Below are 15,694 nucleotides of genomic sequence, written 5' to 3'. Positions count from 1 at the left end.
GAGCTTGCCTGAGACCGAGACCGGTGTTCAGGTGAAGATTAAATCGGGGGCGTTTCCGGCATGGTTTCCACTGGCGGCTCTGACCGCGATAGGGGCGACAAGCCTGCGCTTGGACTAGGCGCAACCCAGACCGACGCCGATCAGCCAGGCAAAGATGGCAAAGGCCGGCAAGCAGCGGGCAATAGGAAGTATGCGCCTAAACAGCATCAAGTGGATGTTGATGGACCTGATAAGGCTCTTCAAAAACCAGAACTAGAATGGCATGACGGCTCCCCAGCAAACCACCCGTCGCAACGTGATCCATCGAAGCCAATCGAAATTGCCGGGTTCGTCGCCAGCCTCATTGCCGCAATAGCAGCCATCGCTGGCGTTGCGATTTCCCACGGCCAGCTCAAGGAAATGAAGGCGCAGCGGACTCAGGACGCCATTGACGGCGCGCAATCCGACCTCCGGCAGGATAAACTTATCATCGTTGCTGGCCAGCAGGCCAGTAGCACAGCTGCTTTGGCTCGCAGCAGCGCCGACCAACTGGTCTCTATCAAGGCGAGCGCCGACGCCGCCATCGCTCAGGCGCACGCAGCGTCGGCGGCTAGCGGCGCGACTGGCAGGCTCGCGCAATCCAGCAGCGATCAAGTCAAGGTTTTGCTGGATGCGGATCGCGCATGGATTAGCGCCGCCACCGTTCCCAACAGTTTCGATTTTGTCGTTGGCCAAGACTTCGTCGCGCACACACAAATATCCAATACGGGAAAAAGCCCCGCTATCAAAGTTAGGTCGTTTACCAAGTGGGAGATAATGGAGAGGACGTCGCCTTATGAAGCTCTCAAAGAATGTGAGACCTGTGCTTCTGAGGCCGTCTTTCCGGGGACCATGCGAACCATAGAGCCGAAAATCTTAGGATCGGCTTTGACCCAATCCGAGGTGGAAGGCCTCAAGAGCGGAGTTAAGATTTTTGTCGTGCGCGTTCGCGTTGACTACTCTGACGTAAGCGGACGTCGCCACACGACCACAATGTGCTCATTTTATAACCTTCCCACAAAGGGCTTCACCGCTTGCGCCGTGGGCAGCGAGGCCACCTAACACCGCCGACAGTACCCACGCCCCAATCACAGTCCATCACCGATCCAGCCGCTTTGGGGACAGGCTTGTTCGCTAAATAATAACGGGAATGACGGACGAAAGGAGGGTTCGGAGACGGGTTAGGTGGCCCAGCGCGGAATGCCGATGAGCCGCTAAGCCGCCGCCTTCTGCTGCTGCACCAGGCCCTTGAGCAGGTCCATGGTCTCCGGCGAGCCCGCCAGTTCCTCGCGGACCTCGGGCGCGCGGGCCAGTTTCATCGCCTCGAGGCGGGCCTTGTCGGCGACCGGGCCGGTGGGGCCGGCTTCGCCCATGGCCAGCTTGATCAGCAGGGCCAGTTTCTGCGGCAGGGGGGCGGGGGCGCGGACCAGCATGGTCAGCAGCCGGGCGTCGGTCTCGACCAGGCCGCCCAGGTCGCCCAGCTTGGCGCACAGCGGCTCGTAGTCCTCGATCACCAAGCCCGAACGGATCAGGGATTTTTGCAGGCCGGCCAGCGAGGCCAGCTTCGAAGCCGCCGAGTCGGGCCCCTGGCGCAGCTCGCGCTCGAAGCGCAGGGCCTGGATGTTGGCCGACAGCCAACGGGCCGCCATGCGCTTGTTGACCGCGCCCATGACGTTCTCGGCCAGGCGGATCAGCATCTGCACCTCCTCGCGCGACGAGCGGTCGCGGCCGAGCAGGGCCTCGATGAACTCGCCGTTCAGCAGGGTCTTGGAGCGGGTGGTGAAGGCGCTGGTGATGTCTTCGGGCGGCAGGATGCGCCCGGCGGCCGCGGTCAGGCTCATGGCCAGGGCCCGCAGGTGTTCGATCTCGGACTCGGCGTCGGCGGGCCGCAGGCGCCGCACGCCGTTTAGTTCCTTGAGCACCCGGTGGGCGATCGACGAGCGGACGGCGGGGAAGTCGTCGCCGGTCAGCCATTGGCTGAGGCGCTTGGCGGTGCCCGACAGCTCGGGCATGCAGTGGCGCACCCCGGCCTCGACGCGGATCAGGGCCTCGACCTGGGCGCCGCCCGCCAGGCGGGTCATGGCCGCCAGGGTCGTGCCGAGGTCGGCGTCGTTAGCGCCCAGCAGGTCGGCCATGCCGGCCTTGGAGCCGATGATCTCGGCCAGGGGCGTCTCGATGGCGGCCAGGGCGGCGGCCCGAGCCTTGGGGTCGGTCGGGGCGGCGTCGGCCAGGTCGAGCAGCCGGGCGATCTTCTCGGACCAGTTCTTGCCGGGCGCGATCGAGGCGGCGACGCCGGCCCCCAGCAGGAAGGCGCGGTCGGGATCGGTGGCCAGGCGCTCGGCGGCGCGGGCGAAGCCTTCCTTGTCGAGGTCGGGCAGAGCGCCCTTCTTGAAGGCCTTCATCAGGTTGGCGACGGTGCGCTCGACCAGGCCCTGGAAGGTGCGGATCAGCTCATGGACCGACATGCCCCGGGCCTCGGCCTCGGGAATGGCGATCTTCTGCAGGGCGTGCTGGAGGTCGGTGCCGGAGGCTTCCAGCTTTTCGACCAGGTCGGGACGGTGCAGCAGCTCGAACGGCGTGGCGTTATGCCGCGCCAGCCAGGCTTCCAAAAGACGGCCGATGCGGTCGCGCGCGTGGGCGGTGTAGAGGTCGGAGGGCTGGACGCAGAGGGGGTCGAGGTCCTCCTGCACCTTCTTGGGCTTGCCGCCGTCGACCTGGCCCTTGGTGAAGATCGAGATCGACTTGTATTCGCGGCTCTCGGGGTCGAGGGTTTCCTTGCTCACCCGCACGGCGATCGCCCGGCCCTGCTCCAGGGCCTCCTCGGCGGTGGCCAGGGCGTGGGTGCGGATTTCGGTCGCCATGTCGAGCGTCCATTGCGCGCCGGGCTTGCGGCGCACGAACAGCTCGTAATGGACTTGATCGCTCATGGGCTAAGGGCTCCCCGAGCGTCCGTTATGGGATATGAGACCTTAAGGCGAGGTTGCCGGACCGGTGTATCGGGCCGTCCGGCCGCAATGACGCCATGCTGCAACCGCAAAAGGCGGGGAAAGCTTAGCCGCCCCATGCGTTGTAGGGGGGCTCGCCGGTCGTTAGTATCGGCGGAAAGCGAAAGGACCGATAAGGCTCGATGGCCGATATTACTCTCATCGACGACGACGAGAACATCGTCGCTTCGGTTTCACTGGCCTTGGAAAGCCATGGTCACGTGGTGAAGGCGTACTATGACGGCGCCTCGGGGCTCGACGCGGTCGAGAGCCAGGCGCCCGACCTGGTGATCCTCGACGTCAAGATGCCCCGCATGGACGGCATGGAAGTGCTGCGGCGCCTGCGCCAGACCACCGAGATCCCGGTGATCATGCTGACCTCCAAGGACGACGAGATCGACGAGATCCTCGGCTTCAACCTCGGGGCCGACGACTACATCCACAAGCCGTTCAGCCAGCGCCTGCTGCTGGAGCGGGTCAAGGCCGTGCTGCGGCGGGCCCGGCCCGAGGAAGACGAACCGGGCGTGGTTCCCGGCTCGGCCAATTCCAAGATCATGAAGCGCGGCAAGCTGACGCTGGATTCGGCGCGGCACGACAGCCTGTGGGACGGCAAGCCGGTGCGCCTGACGGTCACCGAGTTCCTGCTGCTGCAATCCCTGGCTCAGCGCCCGGGCTTCGTGAAGAGCCGCGACAACCTGATGGACGCCGCCTACGACGATCAAGTCTATGTCGACGACCGCACGATCGACAGCCACATCAAGCGGATGCGCAAGAAGTTCCGCCAGGTCGATCCGGAGTTCGACTCCATCGAAACCCTGTATGGCGTCGGCTACCGCTATCGCGAATCCTGATCCCGCCATGGGATCGGCCAAGGACCAGGACCGCGAGCACGGCCGGCCGAAACGCCGGCTGACCTGGCCGCAATTGGCTTGGCCCAATTTCAGCTGGCCCAATTTCACCTGGCCCAGGGGCTCGCGCCTGGGCCGGTTGATCATCGGGCTCAACGTCCTGGCCCTGGCCATCCTGCTGGGCGGGGCGCTGGTGCTCAACGAGCTGCGCAGCGGGCTGATCAAGACCCGCATCGACAGCCTGACCACCCAGGGCGAGCTGATCGCCAACGTCATCGACCTGGCCGCGACGGTGGGCGACCCCGAGCCCAAGCTGGAGGCCGACCGGGCCAGCGACATCCTGCAGGGCCTGTTCATCCCACGCTCGCAGCGGGCCCGGCTGTTCGACGCCCAGGGCAACCAATTGGCCGACTCCTACGTCGTCGCCGACCGGGTGGAGTCCCGCGAGCTGCCGCCGGCCCGCAAGCCGGGCCAGCCGGAGTTCGGGCTGCCGACCCGCGACCCCGACGCCAAACCCAAGGCCGTGGAAGCGGCGCGCGAAGCGCTGGCCGCAGAGATCGCCCAGGCCCGCCTGGGCGAGCCGGTGGCCGGCACCCGCCGGGCCGAGAACGGCGAGCGGGTGGTGTCGGTGTCGATCCCCATTCAGCATGTCCGGGCCGTCCTGGGCGTCCTGACCCTCGAGGCCGGGGACGTCGACCAGATCATCTCCGCCGAGCGCAAGGCGCTGCTGCCCTTCGCCCTGATCGCGGTGGCCACCACCCTGATCTCGTCCTTCCTGCTCAACCGCCTGATCGCCCAGCCGGTGCTGCGCATGGCCAGGGCCGCCGACCATGTGCGGCTGGAGGGCGCGCGCGCCATCTCCCTGCCCGACATCTCCGGCCGCAAGGACGAACTGGGCGACCTGTCGCGGGCCCTGGAGGAGATGACCGACTCGATGTCGGAGCGGATGGACGCCATCGAGCGCTTCGCCGCCGACGTGGCCCACGAGATCAAGAACCCACTGACCTCGATCCGCTCGGCGATCGAGACCCTGGACCTGGTGTCGGACCCCGCCGCCCGCGCCCGGCTGCTGGGCATCCTGCAACAGGACGTCAGCCGCCTGGACCGCCTGGTCACCGACATCTCCAACGCCTCGCGACTGGACGCCGAGTTGTCGCGCGAAGCGCCGCGGCCGTTCGAGCTGAACCTGCTGCTGCATGAGGTCATCCACCTCTACGAGGCCCAGTGGCGGCCCGGCGAGGCGCCCGGCAGCGTGCGGGTGACCTTCGACGAGAAGGTCGCTCCGCAGCACGCCCGGGTGATGGCCCGCGAAACCCCGATGGGCCAGGTGTTCCGCAACCTGGTCGACAACGCCCGCTCGTTCAGCGCCGCCGACGGCGAGGTGCGCGTCGCCCTGGTCCGCGACCACGGCCGGCTGATCGTCACGGTCGACGACGACGGTCCGGGCATCCCCAAGGAAAACCTCGAGACCATCTTCGAGCGCTTCTACACCTCGCGGCCCAAGGGCAAGGCGTTCGGCGGCAATTCGGGCCTGGGCCTGTCGATCGCCCGCCAGATCGTCGAGGCCCATGGCGGCGCGATGCGGGCCGAGAACCGCAAGAACGCCGCCGGCCAGGTGGTCGGGGCCCGGTTCCGGGTCGAGCTGCCCGAGGCCGGAAACCACCATCACGGCCACCATCCGGGAGGCGCCCGCGAATGATCCGCCACGCTGGAATGATCGCGCGTCGCGTGGCCGGCCACTGGTGCGGCGCGCTGATCGAGGGGCCGTCGGGGGTCGGCAAGAGCGACCTGGCCTTCCGCGCCCTGGCCGAGGGCTTCCGCCTGGTGTCCGACGACTACGCCCTGGTGTTCGCCTCGAACGGCAAGCTGTTCGGCCGCGCGCCGGACGCCCTGGCCGGGCTGATCGAGGTGCGGGGCCTGGGCGTCCTGCCGCAGGCGCACCTGTCGTTGTGCCGCGTGCGTCTGCTCGTGCGATGCGCGATTCGGCCGCAGGCGGTGGAGCGCATGCCCGAGCCCATATTCGAAACCATCGAGGGCGTTTCCGTCCCGGTGCTCGACCTGTGGCCTTTGGAACCCGCCGCGCCGGGGAAAATCGGACGGATGTTTGAGCATCTTGGAGTCACCGACTAACAAGCGTATCAAGACGGCCCGCGCGGCGCCTCCCTAGCCGCCACGGGTTAGGGGATCCCGTTTGAGAGATCAGGCATGATCGGGCTCGTGATAGTCACGCACGGGCGTCTGGCGGAGGAGTTCGTCTCCGCCATGGAGCACGTGGTCGGACCGCAAGGCGCGGTGAAGGCCATCTGCATCGGTCCGGAAGACGACATGGAACGTCGCCGGTCCGACATTCTGAAGGCGTGCGCCGCGGTCGACGACGGCGGCGGGGTGATTCTGCTGACCGACATGTTCGGCGGCACGCCCAGCAACCTGGCCATCTCGGTGATGGAGCAGACCAAGGCCGAGGTGATCGCCGGCCTGAACCTGCCGATGCTGATCAAACTGGCCAGCGTGCGCCAGCGCGAGGCCCTGCCGGCCTGCGTCGCCCATGCCCAGGAAGCTGGACGCAAGTACATCTCCGTGGCCTCCTACGTGCTCGCGGGAGAAAAATGAGCGGGATGATGGCGACGCGCACGGTCGAAATCGTCAATGAACGGGGGCTTCACGCCCGCGCCTCGGCCAAGTTCGTCAAGCTGGCCTCCGGCTTCGACGCCGAGGTGACGGTGGCCCGCGACGGCTCCAGCGTCGACGCCCGCTCGATCATGGGCCTGATGATGCTGGCCGCCGGCATCGGCTCGACCATCGACATCGCCGCCGAGGGGCCCGAAGCCCACGCGGCGGTCGAGGCGCTGACGGAGCTGGTGGCGAACAGGTTCGACGAGGAACGGTAGTTCTTCAGGTCCTCCCCCCGTGGGGGAGGTGTCGGCGAAGCCGACGGAGGGGGGCGTAGTCGGGCGACGCCGGAACCTAGATCGACGATCCTAAGACTCCCCCCACCGATCGCTACGCGATCGCCTCCCCCACAGGGGGAGGGTCTTGCGAAATCGCCTCGGATTATTCCGCCGCCACGCTTTCCGGCGCCACGGCCTTGGCCGACCCCATCGGTCGCAGGTCCAGGTCCTGGAACAGCGCGCTGTCCTCGTCCTGGCCCGGCAGCGGGGTGGTCAGCAGCTTGCCGCCGACGAAGATCGAATTGGCGCCGGCCATGAAGCACAGGGCCTGCAGCTCGCGGCTCATGTCGTCGCGGCCGGCCGACAGGCGGACCATCGATTTGGGGCAGACGATCCGGGCCACGGCCACCGTGCGCACGAACTCCAGCCCGTCGATCTCGCCCTCTCGCTTGACCTTGTCGCCCAGCGGCGTGCCGGCCACCGGCACCAGCGCGTTGACCGGCAGGCTGTCGGGGTGGCTGGGCAGGCTCGCCAGTTGGTGCAGCAGGCTGGCACGGTCGCGCCGCGCCTCGCCCATGCCGACGATGCCGCCGCAGCAGGTGCTCATGCCGGCGTCGCGGACGTGCGCCAGGGTGTCGAGCCGCTCCTGGTAGGTGCGGGTGGTGACCACGTCGCCGTAATATTCCGGGCCGGTGTCGAGGTTGTGGTTGTAGTAGTCGAGCCCGGCGTCCTTCAGCTGCCTGGCCTGCTCCGGCGTCAGCATGCCCAAGGTCGCGCAGGTCTCCAGGCCCAGGGCCTTCACCCCGCCGATCATCGCCGCCAGCTTGGGCAGGTCGCGGTCCTTCAGCTCGCGCCAGGCCGCGCCCATGCAGAAGCGCTGGGCTCCACCGTCGCGGGCCTCGCGGGCCTTGGCGATGACGACGTCGGCGTCCATCAGCTTCTCGGCCTTGAGGCCGGTCTTGAAGTGGGCCGACTGGCTGCAATAGCCGCAGTTCTCGGCGCAGCCGCCGGTCTTGACCGACAGCAGCTGCGACAGCTGCACCTCGGAGGGATCGAACCCGGCCCGATGCACGGTGGCGGCCTGGAACACCAGTTCCATGAAGGGCAGGTCGAACAGGGCTTCCACCTGGGGAAGCGTCCAGTCGTGGCGGGGCTCGGCGGGATTGATCTGCGTCATGGCGCGCAGGTTTGGACTCGGTCATCACGATTGGCAAGCACGGCCAGCGTGCGAGGGCCCTTCGGCCATCCCCGGTTGGAGCAAAACCGGCCAGCCCGAGTTATAGTCCGCGCATGGATCACGAAATCGAACTGAAGTTCCTGATCGCCCCGGAGGCTTCGTCCGAGATCCTGGCCCGTCTGGAGGGACGGGAGGCGGTTCGGCAGCTGGACGCCACCTATTTCGACACCGCCGACCATGCCCTGCGCAAGGCGGGCTACGGCCTGCGGATTCGCGACGGCGAGAACGGCCGCAAGCAGACCCTGAAATCGGCCTCGTCCGGCGGCGTCTTCGCGCGCGGCGAATGGGAGAGCGCGGTGGTCGGCCCCGAGCCGGACCGCGACCTGCTGGCCAAGACCCCGGCCGCCAAGGTCATCAACGGCGACGCCCTGACCCCGGTGTTCGCCACCAATGTCCGCCGCGTGACCCGGCTGATCGAGCGAGACGGGGCGACCATCGAGGCGGCGCTGGACCTGGGCGAACTGCTGGCCGACGACCGCCGGGCCGGGGTCAGCGAGCTGGAGCTGGAGCTGAAGGCCGGTCCCGCGCGGGTGCTGTTCGACCTGGCCCGCGACCTGGCCGCCCACGCGCCGCTGCGCCTGTCGCTGGTCAGCAAGGCCGAGCGCGGCTACGCCCTGGCGCTGAACGAGGCCGAGGGGCCGCGCGCCGAGGCGACGCTGGACCCCGAGGCGACCACCGGCGAGGCGTTGCAGGCCCTGGGCCGCGCGGCGCTGGACCGCCTGTGCGCCGCCGCCGAGACCCTGCGGACCCGGCCCGGTCCCGAGCGGGTCCACAAGCTGCGGGTGGCGGCCCGACGGTTCCGCGCCCTGCTCTCGACCTTCAAGCTCCTGGCCGGCGACCCGGCGGCGCGCCACGTCAAGACCGAACTGAAATGGCTGGCCGACGAACTGGGCGCGGCCCGCGAACTCGACGTGTTCATCGCCGACGTCTGGCGGCCGGCCGCCGAGGACCAGGCGATCGAAAGTCAGGCCGCTCAGGACCAGGCCGAAGGTGAGGCGAACGGAACGGCCGAGAACGGCGCCCGCGCCCTCGCCGCCTTCGGCAAGGCCCTGCTGACGGCTCAGACCCAGGCCTACGACCGGGCCGCCGTCGCCGTCGACAGCGTCCGCTTCCGCGCCCTGGCCATCGACGCCGCCGCCTGGCTGGAGGCCGGCGCCTGGACCACCGACAAGCGCCTCGGAAAGCGCCGCGACCGCTCCGCCGCCGACTTCGCCGTCCAGGTCCTCGACAAGAGCCGTCGGCGGATCCTCAAGGATGGCCGCGACCTGGCCGCCCTGAGTCCCGAGGACCGTCACCATCTTCGCATCCGCGGCAAGAAGCTGCGCTACGCGGTCGAGGACCTGGCGAGCCTGTTTCCCGACCATCCCAAGCGCGTGGCCCGCTTCGTCGAGGCGACCAAGGTCCTGCAGGACAGTCTCGGCGTGCTCAACGACCTGGCCGTCCGCGAGGCCTTGGCCCACGAGGTGGCCTTGTCCTGCGACGATCCCGAAGCCGCCTTCGCCGCCGGTCGGCTGACGGCGGGCGGGCCCGAACGCGAGGCGGCGCTGCTCGCCGACGCCCAAGGCGCCTATGTCACCTTCGCCGAGGCCAAGCGATTCTGGTGACACACCCGCCGGGCGGGCGACTCATATAAAGAAATCCTTATGCCTTAATTGCGAGAAGGGTCGCGTCGCGCTATAGACCGCGCAAGACACATCCCCCGACCGCAGGAGCCGACCGTGGCCGACTACATCGTCAAGGACATCTCGCTCGCCGATTTCGGCCGCAAGGAAATCGCCATCGCCGAGACCGAAATGCCCGGTCTGATGGCCACCCGCGCCGAATACGGCCCGGGCCAGGTGCTGAAGGGCGCCCGCATCGCCGGCAGCCTGCACATGACCATCCAGACCGCCGTGCTGATCGAGACGCTGACCGCGCTGGGCGCCGACGTCCGCTGGGCCTCGTGCAACATCTTCTCGACCCAGGACCACGCCGCCGCCGCCATCGCCGCCTCGGGCGTGCCGGTGTTCGCGTTCAAGGGCGAGAACCTGGTCGAGTACTGGGAATACGCCCACAAGATCTTCGAATGGGCCGACGGCGGCTATCCGAACCTGATCCTCGACGACGGCGGCGACGCGACCCTGCTCTGCGTGCTGGGCCCCAAGGCCGAGAAGGATCCCACGATCCTCAACAACCCGACCAACGAGGAAGAAGAAGCCCTCTACACCGTCATGAAGCGCTATCTGGCCGAGAAGCCGGGCTTCTACACCGCCATCCGCGAAGCCATCGGCGGCGTGTCGGAAGAAACCACCACGGGCGTCCACCGCCTGTACCAGATGGCCGCCAAGGGCGAACTGCCGTTCCCGGCCATCAACGTCAACGACAGCGTCACCAAGTCCAAGTTCGACAACCTGTACGGCTGCCGGGAATCGCTGGTCGACGCCATCCGTCGCGGCACCGACGTCATGCTGTCGGGCAAGGTCGCGGTGGTCTGCGGTTACGGCGACGTCGGCAAGGGCTCGGCCGCCTCGCTGCGCCAAGGCGGCGCCCGGGTGATCGTCACCGAGATCGACCCGATCTGCGCCCTGCAGGCGGCGATGGAAGGCTATGAGGTCCAGACCCTGGACGACGTGGCCGGCCGCGCCGACATCTTCGTCACCGCCACGGGCAACAAGGACGTCATCACCGTCGAGCACATGCGGGCGATGCGCAACAACGCCATCGTCTGCAACATCGGCCACTTCGACTCGGAAATTCAGGTCGCCGGCCTGAAGAACTTCAAGTGGGACGAGATCAAGCCGCAGGTCCACCACATCGAGTTCCCGGACGGCAAGAAGATCATCCTGCTGTCGGAAGGCCGCCTGGTGAACCTGGGCAACGCCACCGGCCACCCCTCGTTCGTGATGTCGGCCTCGTTCACCAACCAGACCCTGGCCCAGATCGAACTGTGGACCAACAAGACGGCCTACAAGAACGACGTCTACACCCTGCCCAAGCACCTGGACGAGAAGGTCGCCCTTCTCCACCTGGCCAAGCTGGGCGCCAAGCTGAGCAAGCTGCGTCCCGACCAGGCCGAGTACATCAACGTGCCGGAAAACGGCCCGTTCAAGCCGGACCACTACCGCTACTAGGCGTTCGCCTCACGGTGAACGAGGAAGGGCCCGCCGCGGAAACGCGGCGGGCCTTTTTCGTGGGCAATCGGGCAGGTTGCAGGGTTCGAATAAATCGATAACGCCGTTCCGCCAACTTGCCGTCGCGTCAATCGCGACCACCCTATTCAAGGCCTCATTGCTCGGCTAAGCCGCTTGTCATGCCGTTAGCCTTGATCATTTCCAGCCATGTCGCGGGCAGCCGGGTCGGCGCGTCGGCCCAGGCCGCCGCCCTTGTGCAGTTCCGCATCGATTCGATGATCGTGCCGACCGTGCTGTATGGCCGCCATCCCGGCTGGGGCATTCCGGGCGGCGCGCCCGTGCCGATCGAGCTGATCGAGAGCATGCTCGATGGCATCGAGGCCAACGGCCTGTTCAGCCAGACCGACATGGTCATCACCGGCTATTTCGCCACCGCCGCCCAGGTGCGGGCCGCCGCCCGGAGCATCGACGCCGTACGCGCCGCGCCACGCGAGGGCGGCGCGCCCCAGGCTCCGGCGCGCAAGCCGACGATCGTCGTCGACCCCACCATGGGCGACGCCGGCAAGGGCCTCTATGTGCCCGCCGAGGTGGCCGAGGCCATCGCCGCCGAACTGATCCCGCGCGCCGACGTGGTGGCCTGCAACGCCTGGGAGCTGCAGCACCTGACCGGGACCGACGCCCGCGAACCCCAGGCCGCCGTCCGCGCCGCCCGCCTGCTGAACAAACCGACCCTGGTGTCGTCCGTACAAAGAGGAAATGAGATCGGCGTCGTCTATGCCGACCGCAAGGAGGCCTGGCTGGCCGCCCACGCCAAGGCGGTGCGCGCGCCCAACGGGGCCGGCGACCTGCTGACCGCCCTCTACGCCGCCTCGATCCTCGAAGGCCAGACCATCTCCTACGGCCTGGCCCGGGCGGTGGGCGGCGTCGCCGAAACGGTGACGGCGGCCAATATCTGGAACGCGCCGGAACTGCCGATCGTGGCCATGGCGGCGCGGATCAAGCAGACCTCGCCGACCGTGCGGATCGAGCGGCTGGCCTAGCCACCACGGTTGTCATCCCGGCCTCGGGCCGCGTAAGCGGCCCGCCTGACGGCGGGCTGGCGCGCAGCGCGAAGATCCGGGACCGACGCGTGAACGCCAGCGCTTCCGGCGGTCCCGGATCGGCGGCCCTGCGGGCCTTGTCCGGGATGACAGGTATGGGCGGTCGGGTTAGACCCTCCCCATGACCGTCGACATCACAGGCTTCTGCCCCGACCGCTTTTCCGCCGTGCGCGACGCCTTCGCCGCCAATTTCGAGGGAGGCGGCGAACTGGGCGCGCGGTTCTCGCTGGCCATCCACGGCGAGGTCGTCGTCGACCTGATGGGCGGCCACGCGGACCGCAAGCGCGAGGTCGCCTTCGGTCCCGACACCCTGACCCCGCTGTTCTCGACCACCAAGGCGGTCGCCGCCCTGCTGATCGCCCGCCTCGTCGACCAGGGCCGACTGACCTACGACCAGACCGTCGCCTCGGTGTGGCCGGAATTCGCCCAGGCCGGCAAGCAGGACGTCACGGTCGGCCAGGCGATGTCGCACCAGGACGGGTTGTCGGGCTTCCCCGAGGAAGAGGACCCGGCCATCTGGTTCGATTGGGACGCCACCTGCGCCAAGCTGGCGGCCATGGCCCCGCTGTGGCCGATCGGCTCGGCCAGCGGCTACCACCCCGTGACCTTCGGCTTCATCGCCGGCGAAATTTTCCGCCGCGTCGACGGCCGGACCATGGGGACGGCGCTGCGCGAGGACCTGGCCGTCCCCCTGGGCCTGGACCTGTGGATCGGCTTGCCCGACAGCGAACACGCCCGCTGCGCCGAGCTGATGCGCCCCACGGCCCTGCCAAAGTTCGGCGCGATGAACGCGGCGGTGAAGGCCGCCTTCATGACCAAGTGGGCGGCGCCGGGCGGACGCGGCACGGCCGAGTGGCGGCGGGCCGAGATCCCGTCGGCCAACGGCCACGCCACCGCCCCGGCCCTGGCCCGGCTGATGGGCGCCCTGGCCTCCGGCGGCGAACTGGACGGCATGCCGGTGCTGTCGCCGGCCGCGATCGCCCTCGCCAGCGCCGAACGGATCGTCGGCCAGGACCTGGTCCTGCCCTATGTGATCAGCTGGGGCGCGGGCTTCATGCGCAACACGCCCAACCTGTTCTACGGCCCGACGCCCGAGGCCTTCGGCCACAGCGGCTGGGGCGGCTCCTGCGCCTTCGCCGATCCGTCGCGCGGGGTGTCGGGGGCCTATGTCATGAATAAACAGGGCAGCGAGTTGATCGGCGACGCGCGCGCGGTGCGGTTGATCCAGGCGGCCAACGGCGCATTGTAACACGACCCAGGGGGACGGTGACGATGCGCGGGCTTCTGACGATCATGGGACTGGCGGCCGCGATGACCCTGCCGGCGGGCGGCGCGGCCTTGGCCCAGAGCGCCCCGCGTGATTTCTGCCCAGACCGACCTGGCAAGGGCTCGCCGCCCTGCGTGCTGGACGTCGGCCGCTTCCAGGCCGAGCTCGGCCTGGCCGACGCCGCCTATAGCCGGGGCGGCGGGACCTCGACCGACGACACCGCCTTCGGGTCGCTGGAACTGCGCCTGGGCCTGACGCCGACCGTCGAGGGCCAGCTCAGCTGGACCGCCCACGAACGGGTGCGCCAGAAGGACCGGGCCACGGGCGCGACATCCACCATCGACGGCACGGGTGACCTGGGGCTGGCCCTGCGCTGGTCGCTGCGCAATCCCGGCGGCGACGGCCTTTCCGTCGCGCTGCAGCCGTTCGTGACCGCGCCGACCGGGGCCGACGGGATCGGCGGCGGCAAGTGGCAGGGCGGGGTGATCGCGCCGATCTCCATGCCGCTGAACGGCGACTGGTCGCTGGCCCTGTCGCCGGAGCTGGACGTGCGCCCCGACGCCGACGGTTCGGGACGCCATGCGGGCTTGGCGGGGGCCGTCGGCGTCGGCCGGTCGTTCGGTCCGGTGTCGCTGGGCGTCGAGCTGTGGGCCGACGTCGACGACGACCCCGCCGGCCGGGTCACTTCGGCCAGCTTCGACCTGACCGCCGGCTGGACCCCGGCCTCGGTCCCGGACCTGCAACTGGACGCCTCGGCCTATCTGGGCCTCAACCGCGACACGCCGGACCTGGAACTGGTGGTGGGCGTGGCCAAGCGGTTCTAGACGGCCTTGGGCGCCGGCTTGGCCTCGATCATCAGCGCGCCGACGATCCCCGCCGCCACGGCCGCCACCGCGCTGATCCCCATGACCCACGGATAGCCCTGGGGTCCGGGCGCGAAATAGACCAGCCCCAGCACCGCCACGGCCAGCAGGCCTGCGATCCGCGCCACCGCGTTGTTGACGCCCGAGGCGACGCCGGCGTGGCTGGCGGCGACCGCCCCCATCACCGTGCTGGTCAACGGCGCGACGCTGATGGTCATGCCGACCGCCAGCACCAGCATCGCCGGCAGGACGCCGGTCCAGTAGCCGCCGCCCAGCCACGGCGCGCCGAGCAGGGCGAAGCCGACGCCCGCCAGGATCGGGCCGACCGTCAGCATCGGCCGGGCCCCGAACCGGTCGGCTGCCTTGCCGGCCACGCCCGACAGCGCGCCCATCACCAGCGAGAGCGGCAGCAGGGTCGCGCCGGCCCCGGCCGCCGAATAGCCATGACGGGCGATCAGTTCGAACGGCAGGAAGAATAGCGCGCCGGTCAGGCCGAAATACAGCGCCAGGGTCAGCAGGTTGGCGCCGCTGAAAGTCCGGGAACGATAGAGCGACAGCGGCATCATCGGGTGCTTCTGGCGCGCCTGGCTGACCACGAAGGCGGCCAGCAGGGCCGCGCCGGCCGCCAGGGCGGCCCAGACCGCCACGCTGCCCCAGCCGCGTTCGCCGACCGCCGTCAGGCCCCAGGTCACCGCGCCCAGGCCGGTGGCGGCCAGGCCCGCGCCCAGCCAGTCCAGGCGGTCGACGTCCGGGTCGCGGCTCTCGCGCACGGCGGCCAGCGCCAGCCAGACGGTGGCGGCCGCCAGCGGCAGGTTGATCAGGAAGATCGCCCGCCACGACACGTGGTCGACCAGCCAGCCGCCCAGCACCGGGCCGACCGCCGCGGTCACCGCCCCGAACCCGGCCCAGGCCCCGATCGCCCCGCCGCGCTCGGCGTCGCTGAACGTCGCGCCGAGGATGGCCAGGCTGGCCGGCACCAGCAGGGCCGCGGCGATCCCCTGCCCGGCCCGGGCGGCGATCAGCCAGCCGGCGTCCGGGGCCAGGGCGCAGCCCAGCGAGGCGAGGCCGAACAGCACGACGCCGAGGACGAACACCCTGCGCCGCCCATAGCGGTCGCCAGCCGAACCACCGATCAGGACCAGCGCCCCCAGCAGCAGCAGGTAGGCGTTGACGATCCATTGCACCTCCCCGGCGTCGGCCTTCAGGGCGGTCCGCATGGCCGGCAGGGCGACATTGACCACCGAACCGTCGATGAAGGCCATGCTCGAGCCCAGCACGGTGGCCGCCAGGGCCAGGCGCTTGTGCGGCGCGGGCTGGTCGGGGCAAGGGCTGGCGCGAATGACGCCTTCGTCGCACGGGGGATGCAGGGCGCTGGTCAT

Annotated in this window: 14 protein-coding genes; 11 read left to right on the top strand and 3 right to left on the bottom strand. The window is 69.1% G+C overall.

Annotated features, from left to right (window positions below; translation table 11 throughout):
- Window positions 1–60 precede the first annotated feature (60 nt).
- The gene (locus tag ASD79_RS22695) at window positions 61–1,080 is read left to right on the top strand and encodes a hypothetical protein (RefSeq protein WP_156400636.1); all 1,020 of its coding nucleotides are present in this window, start codon (window positions 61–63) and stop codon (window positions 1,078–1,080) included.
- A 152-nt stretch (window positions 1,081–1,232) separates the two neighbouring features.
- On the opposite strand, the gene ASD79_RS22690 is transcribed toward ASD79_RS22695, so the two are convergent.
- Window positions 1,233–2,945: a hypothetical protein gene (locus ASD79_RS22690; RefSeq protein WP_056725915.1), complete on the bottom strand. Its 1,713-nt coding sequence runs from the start codon at window positions 2,943–2,945 to the stop codon at window positions 1,233–1,235.
- A 200-nt stretch (window positions 2,946–3,145) separates the two neighbouring features.
- Here ASD79_RS22690 and ASD79_RS22685 point away from each other — a divergent pair, with 200 nt between their 5' ends.
- From ASD79_RS22685 to ASD79_RS22665, 5 genes are all read left to right on the top strand, one after another.
- Complete coding sequence (locus tag ASD79_RS22685; RefSeq protein ID WP_007666586.1) at window positions 3,146–3,853, top strand: response regulator transcription factor; 708 nt, start codon at window positions 3,146–3,148, stop codon at window positions 3,851–3,853.
- 7 nt (window positions 3,854–3,860) lie between these two features.
- Window positions 3,861–5,549 (top strand): stimulus-sensing domain-containing protein, encoded by a 1,689-nt coding sequence (locus tag ASD79_RS22680; protein ID WP_235524564.1) that lies wholly within the window; start codon window positions 3,861–3,863, stop codon window positions 5,547–5,549.
- On the top strand, window positions 5,546–5,980 hold the full coding sequence (locus tag ASD79_RS22675; protein WP_056725913.1) for an HPr kinase/phosphorylase: 435 nt from the start codon (window positions 5,546–5,548) through the stop codon (window positions 5,978–5,980). Before ASD79_RS22680 ends, ASD79_RS22675 begins: the two co-directional genes overlap by 4 nt.
- A 75-nt stretch (window positions 5,981–6,055) precedes the next feature.
- A complete protein-coding gene (locus ASD79_RS22670; RefSeq protein WP_007666567.1) occupies window positions 6,056–6,460 on the top strand; it encodes a PTS sugar transporter subunit IIA in 405 nt (134 codons plus the stop codon).
- Window positions 6,457–6,738 (top strand): HPr family phosphocarrier protein, encoded by a 282-nt coding sequence (locus tag ASD79_RS22665; RefSeq protein ID WP_056725910.1) that lies wholly within the window; start codon window positions 6,457–6,459, stop codon window positions 6,736–6,738. Before ASD79_RS22670 ends, ASD79_RS22665 begins: the two co-directional genes overlap by 4 nt.
- A gap of 163 nt (window positions 6,739–6,901) precedes the next feature.
- On the opposite strand, the gene bioB is transcribed toward ASD79_RS22665, so the two are convergent.
- Entirely contained in the window at window positions 6,902–7,915 is a 1,014-nt protein-coding gene (gene bioB / locus ASD79_RS22660) for a biotin synthase BioB (RefSeq protein WP_056725908.1), read from the bottom strand.
- Window positions 7,916–8,028: 113 nt separating this feature from the next.
- Here bioB and ASD79_RS22655 point away from each other — a divergent pair, with 113 nt between their 5' ends.
- The 5 genes from ASD79_RS22655 to ASD79_RS22635 all read left to right on the top strand — a co-directional run bounded on the left by ASD79_RS22655 (window position 8,029) and on the right by ASD79_RS22635 (window position 14,276).
- A complete protein-coding gene (locus ASD79_RS22655) occupies window positions 8,029–9,579 on the top strand; it encodes a CHAD domain-containing protein (protein WP_056725907.1) in 1,551 nt (516 codons plus the stop codon).
- Between the two features lie 114 nt (window positions 9,580–9,693).
- Window positions 9,694–11,085 (top strand): adenosylhomocysteinase, encoded by a 1,392-nt coding sequence (ahcY, locus tag ASD79_RS22650; RefSeq protein ID WP_056725905.1) that lies wholly within the window; start codon window positions 9,694–9,696, stop codon window positions 11,083–11,085.
- Between the two features lie 179 nt (window positions 11,086–11,264).
- Complete coding sequence (locus ASD79_RS22645; protein ID WP_056725903.1) at window positions 11,265–12,125, top strand: PfkB family carbohydrate kinase; 861 nt, start codon at window positions 11,265–11,267, stop codon at window positions 12,123–12,125.
- 181 nt (window positions 12,126–12,306) lie between these two features.
- Entirely contained in the window at window positions 12,307–13,434 is a 1,128-nt protein-coding gene (locus tag ASD79_RS22640) for a serine hydrolase domain-containing protein (RefSeq protein ID WP_056725901.1), read from the top strand.
- 23 nt (window positions 13,435–13,457) lie between these two features.
- Entirely contained in the window at window positions 13,458–14,276 is an 819-nt protein-coding gene (locus ASD79_RS22635) for a transporter (RefSeq protein WP_056725900.1), read from the top strand.
- On the opposite strand, the gene ASD79_RS22630 is transcribed toward ASD79_RS22635, so the two are convergent.
- Window positions 14,273–15,694 (bottom strand): MFS transporter, encoded by a 1,422-nt coding sequence (locus tag ASD79_RS22630; protein ID WP_056726056.1) that lies wholly within the window; start codon window positions 15,692–15,694, stop codon window positions 14,273–14,275. The genes ASD79_RS22635 and ASD79_RS22630 overlap by 4 nt on opposite strands.

This window comes from Caulobacter sp. Root655 (assembly GCF_001427665.1).
Classification (GTDB): Bacteria; Pseudomonadota; Alphaproteobacteria; order Caulobacterales; family Caulobacteraceae; genus Caulobacter.
Note: the sequence above shows the minus strand (reverse complement) of the source record. Positions and strands in the feature narration are given on the sequence as shown.

Excerpts from the sequence above, each read along its gene's own strand:
- ASD79_RS22630 (WP_056726056.1), bottom strand. The coding sequence starts at position 15,694 with ATGACCAGCGCCCTGCATCCCCCGTGCGACGAAGGCGTCATTCGCGCC.
- ASD79_RS22675 (WP_056725913.1), top strand. The coding sequence starts at position 5,546 with ATGATCCGCCACGCTGGAATGATCGCGCGTCGCGTGGCCGGCCACTGG.
- ASD79_RS22640 (WP_056725901.1), top strand. The coding sequence starts at position 12,307 with ATGACCGTCGACATCACAGGCTTCTGCCCCGACCGCTTTTCCGCCGTG.
- ASD79_RS22680 (WP_235524564.1), top strand. The coding sequence starts at position 3,861 with ATGGGATCGGCCAAGGACCAGGACCGCGAGCACGGCCGGCCGAAACGC.
- ASD79_RS22670 (WP_007666567.1), top strand. The coding sequence starts at position 6,056 with ATGATCGGGCTCGTGATAGTCACGCACGGGCGTCTGGCGGAGGAGTTC.
- ASD79_RS22685 (WP_007666586.1), top strand. The coding sequence starts at position 3,146 with ATGGCCGATATTACTCTCATCGACGACGACGAGAACATCGTCGCTTCG.
- ASD79_RS22645 (WP_056725903.1), top strand. The coding sequence starts at position 11,265 with ATGCCGTTAGCCTTGATCATTTCCAGCCATGTCGCGGGCAGCCGGGTC.
- ASD79_RS22655 (WP_056725907.1), top strand. The coding sequence starts at position 8,029 with ATGGATCACGAAATCGAACTGAAGTTCCTGATCGCCCCGGAGGCTTCG.
- ASD79_RS22690 (WP_056725915.1), bottom strand. The coding sequence starts at position 2,945 with ATGAGCGATCAAGTCCATTACGAGCTGTTCGTGCGCCGCAAGCCCGGC.
- bioB (WP_056725908.1), bottom strand. The coding sequence starts at position 7,915 with ATGACGCAGATCAATCCCGCCGAGCCCCGCCACGACTGGACGCTTCCC.
- ASD79_RS22635 (WP_056725900.1), top strand. The coding sequence starts at position 13,458 with ATGCGCGGGCTTCTGACGATCATGGGACTGGCGGCCGCGATGACCCTG.
- ASD79_RS22665 (WP_056725910.1), top strand. The coding sequence starts at position 6,457 with ATGAGCGGGATGATGGCGACGCGCACGGTCGAAATCGTCAATGAACGG.
- ASD79_RS22695 (WP_156400636.1), top strand. The coding sequence starts at position 61 with ATGGTTTCCACTGGCGGCTCTGACCGCGATAGGGGCGACAAGCCTGCG.